This is a genomic window from Lentibacillus halophilus, from assembly GCF_039522485.1.
Lineage (GTDB): Bacteria > Bacillota > Bacilli > Bacillales > Amphibacillaceae > Lentibacillus > Lentibacillus halophilus.
The window spans coordinates 1-11,385 of sequence record NZ_BAAADM010000023.1 but is presented as its reverse complement, the minus strand read 5'-3'; the positions used below and the strand labels follow the sequence as shown (position 1 = coordinate 11,385).

The window sequence follows — 11,385 nt, the reverse complement described above, 5'->3', positions numbered from 1 at the left end:
CCGACAGCTTGGCGCCAAATTCCACTCGTGCGTTTGTCTTGCCGCGTACAATCGGACGTACATGTGGCTGACTGATACTGACAATCCGATCATCGATGTGAGACCGTTGGTCTCTGAACATAGTGGCCTGCTGGCGATAGAGTTCCTGAATGACCAGAAGGTCGCGGTATTGCTTTCTGCTTAATAATGAAAGCCCGGCGGTTGTCGCCAAAGTTGTGACATGCTTCAGGTTACGGTGGACATACCCTAATTGCTGATGAATGGCCTGATCGCGTTTTCCCTTGCTCGGTTTGCGCTGCTTCGACAGAGACAGATACTGCTTGCGGGCCTTCATTCGATACGTGCGGGGCTTGCGTTGTTGCCCCGCCAAGGGGGCATGGAGGGTATCAATAATCCCTTCCAGCTTTTCACGGGCTTCATTCAATAGATTGATATCCGTTGGATAGGCAATGTCGGAAGGAGCGCACGTGGCATCCAGCAGGAGCTTGCCCTGATTGGATGACGGTTTTTCCCGTCTGTTTTTCGGTTTCTCTGTTCCACTGCCAGGAGCAGAAGGCGGGTTGTCATCGTGGTCATCATCTGACGAATCCTGTTTTGATGGCTTTTGCGTTGATTTTGTCTGTTGACCCTGGACAATGCGCTCATTGAGATCGTTGATCAAATCAGCGTCAAAGCGTTTGCGAAAATAGGTCATGGACGACGCATCGAAGGGCGCTTCTTCCTGAAATTCGTGCAATCCAAGAAAATACTGCAGATAGGGATTTTCCGTAATAGCCTGAACGGTTTCTTCATCGCTCAAGCCCAGTTTTTCCTTGATAATCAGCGACCCAAGTGCAAGGCGGACCGGGTAGGCTCTGCTTCCCTGACTGGTATCTCCCAGGCGTTTAACATATTCGTCCTCAATATCAGCCCACGGTATGAGCGAGGCCATCACAACCCAACGGTTGTCGGGATTCAGACGGCCTCCAAAGGGTAGAAAAAACTCATCAGGCAGGATCATTTGTTTGGCATTATGTTCGTACATGGGATGACCTCCGTACAAAAGTAAGTTACGTTCCATTTTAAATGAGATTGCACGTTATTTCGGGAGTAAGACCCACAAACACTTTGTGGACAGGGTTTATGAATTATTCAGTAGCCCCTAATTAATCTATTGGGAATTGGAGATGAGGTTTTGTCTACACCATTAGTGACTGTCTTTATACCCGTTTACAATGCACAGAATTATATTGAATCATCTTTGAATAGTATTATTAATCAATCATATAAAAAACTGGATATTTTAGTCATAGATGATGGTTCTAGTGATAATACATTAGAGATATTAAAAGCATTTCGCTCTCAAGACAACAGAATTAGAATCCTAGAAAATGAAAATAATAAAGGCATACCTTATACACGTAATCGTGGATTAAATAATGCCAAGGGTGAATACCTAGCTGTTATGGATGCAGATGACATAGCGTTCACTGATAGAATAAAAGAACAAGTTTCATTTATGGAAATATATAAAAATATAGATGTAGTAGGTTGCAATTTTATAGAATTAGGAAAGAAACTTTTTTATAAAAAGAAAAGTAAATTTTATGATCCCGAAGAATTAAAGATTAGGCTGTTATTTGCAAGCCCCATTGCTAATCCTAGTTCTATGATAAGAATGTCCACAATTAAATATAATAATATTAAATATGATGAAAATTATTTCGTGGCCCAGGATTATGACTTTTGGTTTAAGATTTCTAAGGTTGGGAATTTTGCGATTGTACCTAAATTTTTAATGAAGTATAGAGTTGACCATAACAATATTTCAAATCAGACTAGAAAAAATAAAGCCTTAGCTCGAAGGAAAGTAATACAAGAAATTCATACTAAAAAGTTAAATTATTATGGTTTCAAACTAGATGAAAAAGCCTATAGAGAATTTCTTTTCTTTTTTGATGATAATAACAATATAAATAACTATAAAATTGATATATCTGAATTAGCAAGTAAAATGATTCGTATAAATGAAAATAACAATGTTTTTGCGAAAGATAAATTTAAACGTGTTCTATTTTACAGTTTTTCAATTAAGATTGGTAATTTAAACATTCCTTTAATGCAAAAGATATTTATATATTTTGCTCTCTTGAATAGAACTAAGTTCATCAATATAAAAGAACTTTTGAGAATAATTATTAAACATTATTATTTTAAATTGAATTAGAATATAAAACAAATCTTTGAGTGGTTTTATAGGAAGTATTCTTGAAAAGAAATTATTGAAATAAAAGTAATATGCTAGAAACCTGTCTAAATAACATAAAATTCAATGTATAAACAAAATGATGTACGTTTCAAAGACTTTGACGTATAGGGTGGTGATCACTATAACAAGAGTATTAGACTTTTTCTTTTTGATTGGTATTTTAATATCGTTAATACACTTTGTGTACAGGGAAAATTTGTTACTTTATATATTGATTATATGTGGTTTGGTATTAACAGTTTATTTTTTTGTTACAAACTTAAAAAGGTATAGTTATGTATGGCTTTTTTTATTTTTGTTTACGCTGATACTTTCGGTCAAATATTTATACTATCAAAGCACTGGTGATTTAAGTTTATTTATGCTAATTATATCTCATGTTGGGTTTGGTATTTATCTAATAGAAAAGAAAAATGGATATATAATATCTAAATATATATATACAATAATAGTTTTTTATCTAGCCTACTTTAGTTTAGTCGGCACTAGCCCACATGATATTGCAGAAAAATCAAGTGGTAATATAGTCAACTACATTGTTTTATCCTTTAGTATTTTGATTATTGGCCTTTATTACAGAAACTATAATAAAGTAATAGTTTTTCCTGCTATATTTTCTTTGTTAATCTCATTTTGGACTTTAGGTAGATCCGGAATAATTGTGTCAATTATATTAATACTAGGTGTTTTAATTATTAAGTATATGCGTAATTTAAATAAATTTACTTTTAGTTTAATGTTACTCGCCACATCTTTTTTTGGCTATAGTGTTTATAAGTTTATGTTGAAGTTAAGTCAGAGCATTATCTACAAATTTGGTGAAAGGTCAAGCTTTATAGAGGAAAGTCCTAGAAGTGAAATTATTAAGGCTTATTTTAGTGAATTGAATACCCGAAAAGTATTATTTGGCTTGGACTATTATGAATTTTACTTTGCAGGTTTTAATAATTTACATAATAGTTTTTTGGATTTCCATTCAAAATTCGGGTTAGGTGGGATGTTAGTAATAGGAATAGTTTTTATCATTTTAATCTTTTTCTTGCTAACTAAGCAGTTTTTGTACTTCATCTTGTTGACCTGTTTGCTGCTCAGGGGTGCTACTGATACAGTTATGCTGGTAGGTGATTATGATTATATATTACTTTTTTTAATATTGGTTTGTGTTGAAGATTTGATGAAAAAAAACCACAGAATTATGCCTGTAGAGAAGTTTGAATACTATAAGGGAAAATGGGTGAAGAACAGTAATAATGGAATAGGGTGGTTAAATGCCAAAAAGTGAATTTACAATAAGGAAAGTTTGTCAACATCTGTGGCAACTTGAAAGGGATAACGATCTAATAAATTTAGATATTTGCGGTATAAAAATTTGGCAATTAATTCGATTCCAATTATTTACCAAAATAACTGAAGAACTTCAAATTTACGGGCAAGCACATACACAAAAGAATAATTTTGTCGATAAATTAAAGTATTTTCCAAGGATGATCTTCAATTCAATTTTTAAAAATCCTATGCAAGGGCGATATACTAGGGATTATATAATTTTTGATCATCCTCGAAAAATGAAATTGAATAATTATTCTTTTGATATTTATACACATTATTTTATTAAGACATTAGAGGATGAACAATATGACGTTGTTGAAGCACCCTACTTATACAAACATCTTAAGAACTTTTCTAGCAAAAACAGACGTTACTCAGATGCTATAAAGCTTAAAGTATTCCTTAGTAAGCATATTTCATCACTTAAAATTTCAACTAGAGAAGAAAATAGAATTAAACATTTGGAAACTATTATCAATAAAACATTTAATACTAATCTTTATTTAGTTAATTTTATCAAAAGTAATGCCTTCTTTTTCAAGCATCAATATCATTATTATTTTAATTTACTCAAGAAAAGAAGACCGTCTAAAATATATATTCTTGTTTCTTATGGTAGTGTTTCTCTAATATCCGCTGCTAAAGACTTAGGAATCGAAGTGATTGAATTTCAACACGGTGTAATCACGGATTATCACTTTGGTTACAATTTTGGGGATCCAACACAGTTTATCGAATATTTTCCTGATAAGATTTTGACTTTTGGCGACTATTGGGGACACACAAAAGGCTTTCCAGAACAAACAAAAATTGAGGTATATGGTTTTCCATATTTAGAACAACAACTGGAGATGTATAAGGGTACACCAAAGAGAAACAATCAAGTATTAATCTTATCCCAGGGAACGATTGGCAAAAAATTGTCAGTGAAAGCTAAAGAAATTGCTCAAGAGATGCCTGATTACTATTTCATCTATAAACTGCATCCAGGAGAGTACGACCGATGGAAGAGCGAGTATCCCGATTTGGTTGAAGCTAGTACGTTTGAAAACCTTGAGGTTATTGATCACAATGAAAAAAGTCTTTATAGCTACTTTGCGGAATCGGAGTTTCAAATAGGTGTAAATTCCACAGCCATTTTTGAGGGCATGACTTTAGGTTGTAAAACAATTTTAGTTAATTTACAGGGTATTGAATATATGGATGATCTTATTAATGAAAATATTGTAATGTTAGCTGATAATTCATCAAGTTGTATCAAAGCGATAAAAGATTTTAAAGTAGAGGAATTTGATAAAGAGTACTTTTTCAAAAGCAGAAAGGATATGAAACAATGAATTTAAATAACAAAACGATTTTAGTTACAGGTGGAACTGGATCTTTCGGGAAGAAATTTATCACAAAGGTATTGGAACAGGATGTTAAAAAGGTCATAGTGTTTAGCAGAGACGAATTAAAGCAACATGAAATGGCACAGGAATTCACAGATCCAAGAATTCGATTTTTTATAGGAGATGTACGGGATAGGGACCGTCTATATAGGGCATTCGATGGGGTTGATATTGTAATTCATGCAGCCGCTTTAAAACATGTCGGTGCTTGTGAATATAATCCATTTGAAGCTGTTAAGACTAATATACACAGTGCACAGAATATTGTTGAAGCTGCAATCGATCGTGGTGTTCAAAAAGTGATAGCTTTAAGTACGGATAAAGCGGCAAGTCCAATTAATTTATATGGGGCTACTAAGTTGGCCTCTGACAAGTTGTTTGTAGCTGCTAACTCGTATGTTGGTGATAAGGATACAAGGTTTGCAGTGGTACGGTATGGTAATGTTGTTGGAAGTCGAGGAAGTGTTGTACCATTCTTCAAGAAATTGAGGGATCAAGGTGCCACAGAAATACCAATCACGGACGAACGTATGACACGTTTTTGGATTACGCTTGACCAAGGTGTGCAATTCGTAATTGATAGTTTAGAAAGAATACATGGTGGAGAGATATTTGTTCCTAAAATACCAAGTATGATGGTGACTGATTTAGCAAAGGCTATTGCGCCGGAATGTGATATCAACATCGTCGGAATCCGTCCCGGTGAAAAGTTGCATGAAGTCATGATCACGGAAGACGATGCCCGGCGAACTTTGGAGTATGATTCTTATTACGTTATCCAGCCTGAATTTCCTTGGTGGAGGGATGAATTTAGTAATGGTGGTAAACCATTGTCTGATGGATTTAGTTATGTGAGCAATGTAAACGATGAATGGCTAACTGTTGAAGACTTAAAAAACTTGGTAAAGGAATAACGTTAAATTCACTTACTACAGGAGGTTTTTGTTTGGATAATCAACCAATCAGGGATGAGTTTTTACCATATGGACGACAATCGCTTGATGAAGACGATATCCACGCTGTCGTTGACGTGTTGAACAGTAATTATTTAACCACGGGACCAGCGGTTAGTGAATTTGAAAATGCTGTTTCATCATATGTCGAATCCAAGTATGCTGTATCTTTTTCGAACGGGACAGCTGCTCTGCATGCTTCTAGTTATGCAGCAGGTATAGGTCAAGGGGACGAAGTAATCACAACTCCAATGACATTTGTTGCGAGTGCTAATTGCGTGCTTTATCAAGGTGGAACTCCAGTTTTTGCTGATATTGATTCTGAAACGTATAATATCGACCCCAAAAAAATAGAGGAATTAATTACTGATAATACCAAAGCTATTATTCCTGTCGACTATACTGGACAACCGGCGCCACTGGACGAGATAAAGCGAATTGCCCAGAAATACAACCTTATTGTAATAGAGGACGCAGCTCACGCTTTAGGTGCAACTTATAATGGAAATAAAATAGGTTCTATCAGTGATATGACGATGTTCAGCTTACACCCTGTTAAACATATTACCTCAGGTGAAGGTGGTATTATCACGACAAATAATGAAGAATACTACCATAAATTACTTGAATTTAGAACACATGGGATTACAAAGGATCCGAAAGATTTAAATAAACAAGACGGTCCTTGGTACTATGAAATGCAATCATTGGGCTACAATTATAGAATGACAGATATACAAGCTGCACTCGGAGCCAGTCAACTTAATAAAATTGATAGTTTTGTCGAGAAGCGAAAAGAATATGTTTCTATGTATAATAAGGCATTTAATGATATAGGAGAAATTGAAACTCCATATCAGGATTCAAAGGGATCATCGAGTTGGCATTTATATGTGATTCGTTTAAATTTAGAAGAACTAACAGTTGATAGAAAGCAAATATTTGAAGCTTTACTCAAAGAAAATATTGGCGTTAACGTACACTACATCCCCGTTCACCTACAGCCATATTATCAGCAACTCGGTTATAAACGAGGATTGTGTCCAATAGCAGAGCTTTTATATGAAGAAATTATCACTTTGCCGCTTTTTCCGGCTATGACGGAGAAGGATGTAAATGATGTCATAAAAGCCGTTAAAAAGGTGATTCAACATTATCGGAAGTAGGTATATTTATGAAAATAACAGCCATTGTTCAAGCTAGAATGGGGTCTACCAGGCTTTCAGGCAAAGTTATGAAAGAATTAAAGGGGAATACTATACTTTCCCATGTTATACAAAGGTTAAAACAGGCTAAACTAATAGATGATATAATTATAGCAACAACAGAACACTCTAGCGACAACGTTATCGAGAGAGAAGCTGAACAAAATGGTGTCCGGGTAACTAGAGGAAGTGAGCAAGATGTTCTTGAACGTTATTATAATGCAGCAAAGGGGAATAATACTGACGTTATCGTTAGAATCACTTCTGACTGTCCATTAATTGACCCTTTTATTGTTGACGAGATGATTAAATTTTATTTAGAGAATGATTATAGTCTTGTGACAAATGCTGGAGCTGAATATCAACAGAGAACATTCCCAAGAGGGATGGATACAGAAGTGTTTTCCTTCGAAGTTCTTGAAGATGCTTATGTAAATGGTGAAAAAGAATATCAGCGCGAACATGTTACACCTTATATATATGAGCAGGAAGGCAACAGTATCCACTACTTTAAAAATGATAGAGATTTTTCGGACTATCGTTTGACATTGGACACGGAGGAAGATTTCCAACTAATAACTGAAATATATAACAAACTGTATACTGGGAATCATGATTTTTATCTAAATGACATTGTCAACTTATTAAAAAAGGAACCAAAACTTTATGATATAAATGCACATATTGAACAAAAGAAAGTTAAATAATTAAGAGGATGACAAAAGTGAAAGTATTGATTTTTACTGAAGGTGGAAGTCAGACTGGCTTAGGACATATTTCAAGGTGTAGCTCATTATATGACGAAATAGAGTCTCGTGGTATTGCGGTTGAAATGATTATAAACGGGAACAATAAAGATTTGGATATGCTTCAAGGTAAGAACTACAAAATAGTTAATTGGCTGTCAAAAGACTTTCTTAAGAAGTACGTTAACAAAGACGTTTATTGTATAATAGATTCTTACTTGGCGGATGAGAATATTTATCAATTAATCTCGGATAGAGCGAAAAAGTGCTTATATATAGATGATAATGCACGGATTAATTATCCCCCTGGCGTGATTGTTAACCCATCTCTCAGTACTGACGGACTTGTTTATAGTGACGATAGAAACAATGGGTTTCTGTTGGGTCATAAATACATTATTTTGCGAAGACCGTTTATAAATCAGGATCGACAAAAGATAAATAAACATGTGAACACTGTTCTGATTACTATGGGCGGATCGGGCTTAAACAATCTAACACTATCTGTATTAAACCAAATTAGCAGCAGAAATCCGTACCTTACTTTTCACGTTATAGTTGGTAAGGATTCTGGGAGCAGAGAGAAAATCATCAATGAAATTGGTACAAAAATAGAGATGCACCAAAATATAACTGCTTATAAAATGAAAAAAATCATGTTAGATTCAGATTTGGCAATAACTGCAGCTGGGCAAACGGTTTACGAGTTATTATCTACAAAAACTCCATTTATCCCTGTGAAAGTCGCCGAAAATCAGAAGAACAATATAGAGAGTCTTAAAAGGTTTAATCTTGTTGAAGCTGTTCTGGATTATCAGGATTTGATAACGACTGAAAAGTTAAGAGATGAATTTCATAAACTGAACTCCTTTTCGTTAAGATGTTCACTAGTGCAGCAATATGCTGGGGTAGTCGATGGAATGGGAGCCAAACGAATCGTTGATAATTTGGTAGGGGGGAAGAGTTATGAATAATACTTATTATTTACGCTCCATCCAAGAAGATGATATTTATGACATCTACCAACTATCAAACGCGGACTATGTTAGAAAGCATTCCATTAATCCACAAAAGATTGATTGGGAAGAGCATGTAAGATGGTTCGAAAAAGTTATAAAATCAAGTAACCATATTATCTATGTTATATCAGATGATAATAATAATTTTCTAGGGCAAATAAGGTATAAACTTGATAATGATACAGCAATAGTAAGTATAAGTTTATCTAAAGACCTTAAAGGTCGAGGTTTGAGTATTGAATTTTTGGAAGAAAGTATAAAACGACTAAAAGGCGAAAGAAAAGAAGTCCAATATATTTTAGCAGTTGTCTCTGACATAAATACTGCTTCTAAAAAGTTATTTGAGAACGCAAATTTCTCATTGCAAAAGCAAAATGATAAGATGCTTGAATATATTCTTCCGTTAAGAAGGGGATCATAATGTATATAAGCGATTTTAATATTTCAAAACAAGCACTAATTATTGCGGAACTTTCAGCTAATCACGGAAACGATATAAACGTCGCCAAAGAGACCATTAAAGCTGCCAAGGAGTCTGGGGCTAATGCTATTAAACTCCAAACATATACTCCTGATACAATAACGATCGATTGCAAAAATGACTATTTTAAAATCCAAAGCGAAACAATATGGGATGACAATTATTTATATGACCTTTATAAAGAAGCATACATGCCATGGGAGTGGCATGAAGAATTAATGAACTATGCCAAAGAACTTGGTTTAATTTGTTTTTCGAGCCCTTTTGATAAGTCTGCTGTAGACTTTTTAGAAGACTTAAATGTGCCAGCCTACAAAGTAGCGTCATTTGAAATAACGGATATTCCTTTAATTGAATATATTGCTTCACAAGGCAAACCTGTCATTATATCCACTGGTATTGCAACTCTTGGAGAAATTGATGATGCTGTACAGGCTTGTAGGAGAATGAACAATGAACAAATTATCTTGTTGAAATGCACTTCTGCTTATCCAGCCAAAATTGAGGATGCTAATTTGTTAACAATGCAAAATTTAAAAGAGACCTTTAATGTGGAAATTGGTTTGTCTGATCATACATTTGGAGCAACGGTACCAATAATATCTGTTTCCCTTGGAGCAAAAATAATTGAAAAACATTTCATATTAGATAAAAGTATAGGTGGCCCGGACTCTAGTTTTTCATTGGATAAAGACGAATTTAAAGTGCTAGTGGATTCTGTGAGAGATGCGGAAAAAGCATTAGGTAATGTTGATTATGAGTTGGATGAAAAAAAGATGAAAAGCCGTGAGCTGTCTCGATCATTATTTGTAGTAGAGGATGTTGAAAAAGGAGAAACTTTGACCGAATCTAATGTTAGATCAATACGACCGGGTCATGGTATGAAGCCCAAATATATTGATTCAGTAATTGGAAAGAAAGCTAAAGATGATATATCAAGAGGGAAACCTTTAACTTGGGACATTGTGGAATAATAAAGGGGACTAACGAAATGTCATATTTAATTTTATCAACATACCCTGAAAAAGGCTCTAGAAACTCCGGGGATGATTTACTTGGCAAAAGTCTTTTGGATATCGTAAAAGGTGTAAAAGGTAAGGATGTCAATTTTGATTTTGTGAGTGTTGTAGATCAAGAACCGGAGGATTTGGATGACTTGAGTGAATACAAAGCTATTTTAGCACCAGGCATGAGGCCAACAATCAAAGGGTATAATGAGGCTCCAAAAAACAGAAGTAAATTTTTTAATAAAGCATATAAATCGTCAGTTCCAGTATATGGTGTTGGAGCTGGTTGGGGAGTGTATCCTGGTACTATTAAACAGTCAAAAAAACTTAACCTTGCATCAACTGAGAAAGAGATATTATCTCAACATTTTGGTAAAGTGGGACAAGATAGTTCTGCTATTGGAGCAATTTCATGTCGAGATATTACAACAGAAAATATATTGGTCAATAATGGTGTTAAGTGTTACGGGACAACTGGTGACTGCGGTTTATTTGATACAAACTTATTAAACACTTCTGCACTATTGCCCGAAAAAATAAATAAAATAAGTGTATCTATGCCTCATGTTAAACATCACCAAGAGATGGCATACAAGTTGGCACTGAAATTAAAAAATGAATTTTCATGTGATGTTTATATTACGTATCATGGATATAATGGCATATTTGAAGAGCAAATCAATTCAAATTGGGACAAAAGACAAATTAATTTTGTAGACCTTTCAGGGGATGCAGAAAACTTGTCATTTTACGATGACATCGATGCACACATAGGTTTTAGGTTACATGCTCACATATGGTTTTTAAGAACGAGGAAGCCAAGTTTACTAATTGGTGAAGATGGAAGAGGTATGGGTCACTTATATACTTTGAATGGTTTGGGTTATTCAGCAGCACCTAATTTATCTCTAAAGTTTAAGAATCTATACCCTAAAAGTCCGGTGAAAAAGTCAACCTGTTCTAGGAATTTCCTAGCTTTATGTCGAATATAGTCATACAGAACACT

11 protein-coding genes are annotated in these 11,385 nt (G+C 34.5%); 10 read left to right on the top strand and 1 reads right to left on the bottom strand.

What is annotated here, in order from left to right; genetic code table 11:
- The coding region (locus ABDZ72_RS04755) for an IS5 family transposase (RefSeq protein ID WP_343751488.1) at positions 1-1,024 on the bottom strand (1,024 nt) is incomplete at its 3' end.
- Between the two features lie 150 nt (positions 1,025-1,174).
- Here ABDZ72_RS04755 and ABDZ72_RS04750 point away from each other — a divergent pair.
- The 10 genes from ABDZ72_RS04750 to ABDZ72_RS04705 all read left to right on the top strand — a co-directional run bounded on the left by ABDZ72_RS04750 (position 1,175) and on the right by ABDZ72_RS04705 (position 11,371).
- Positions 1,175-2,206, top strand: coding sequence for a glycosyltransferase family 2 protein (locus tag ABDZ72_RS04750; RefSeq protein WP_343751487.1), 1,032 nt, complete (start codon positions 1,175-1,177; stop codon positions 2,204-2,206).
- Positions 2,207-2,474: 268 nt separating this feature from the next.
- Positions 2,475-3,530 carry a hypothetical protein gene (locus ABDZ72_RS04745; RefSeq protein ID WP_343751486.1) on the top strand — a complete coding sequence of 352 codons (1,056 nt, stop codon included), beginning with the start codon at positions 2,475-2,477 and terminating at the stop codon, positions 3,528-3,530.
- The gene (locus tag ABDZ72_RS04740; RefSeq protein WP_343751485.1) at positions 3,517-4,914 is read left to right on the top strand and encodes a hypothetical protein; all 1,398 of its coding nucleotides are present in this window, start codon (positions 3,517-3,519) and stop codon (positions 4,912-4,914) included. Before ABDZ72_RS04745 ends, ABDZ72_RS04740 begins: the two co-directional genes overlap by 14 nt.
- On the top strand, positions 4,911-5,882 hold the full coding sequence (gene pseB / locus ABDZ72_RS04735) for a UDP-N-acetylglucosamine 4,6-dehydratase (inverting) (protein WP_343751484.1): 972 nt from the start codon (positions 4,911-4,913) through the stop codon (positions 5,880-5,882). Before ABDZ72_RS04740 ends, pseB begins: the two co-directional genes overlap by 4 nt.
- Before the next feature lie 32 nt (positions 5,883-5,914).
- Positions 5,915-7,087, top strand: coding sequence for a UDP-4-amino-4,6-dideoxy-N-acetyl-beta-L-altrosamine transaminase (pseC, locus tag ABDZ72_RS04730; protein WP_343751482.1), 1,173 nt, complete (start codon positions 5,915-5,917; stop codon positions 7,085-7,087).
- Positions 7,088-7,095: 8 nt separating this feature from the next.
- Positions 7,096-7,833 (top strand): cytidylyltransferase domain-containing protein, encoded by a 738-nt coding sequence (locus tag ABDZ72_RS04725; protein WP_343751481.1) that lies wholly within the window; start codon positions 7,096-7,098, stop codon positions 7,831-7,833.
- A gap of 17 nt (positions 7,834-7,850) precedes the next feature.
- Entirely contained in the window at positions 7,851-8,846 is a 996-nt protein-coding gene (locus tag ABDZ72_RS04720; RefSeq protein WP_343751480.1) for a PseG/SpsG family protein, read from the top strand.
- Complete coding sequence (locus ABDZ72_RS04715) at positions 8,839-9,312, top strand: GNAT family N-acetyltransferase (protein ID WP_343751478.1); 474 nt, start codon at positions 8,839-8,841, stop codon at positions 9,310-9,312. The genes ABDZ72_RS04720 and ABDZ72_RS04715 overlap by 8 nt, the downstream gene beginning before the upstream one ends.
- Positions 9,312-10,346, top strand: a complete 1,035-nt coding sequence (gene pseI, locus ABDZ72_RS04710) for a pseudaminic acid synthase (RefSeq protein WP_343751476.1) — start codon at positions 9,312-9,314, stop codon at positions 10,344-10,346. Before ABDZ72_RS04715 ends, pseI begins: the two co-directional genes overlap by 1 nt.
- Positions 10,347-10,363: 17 nt before the next feature.
- Positions 10,364-11,371 (top strand): polysaccharide pyruvyl transferase family protein, encoded by a 1,008-nt coding sequence (locus ABDZ72_RS04705; protein ID WP_343751475.1) that lies wholly within the window; start codon positions 10,364-10,366, stop codon positions 11,369-11,371.
- Positions 11,372-11,385 lie beyond the last annotated feature (14 nt).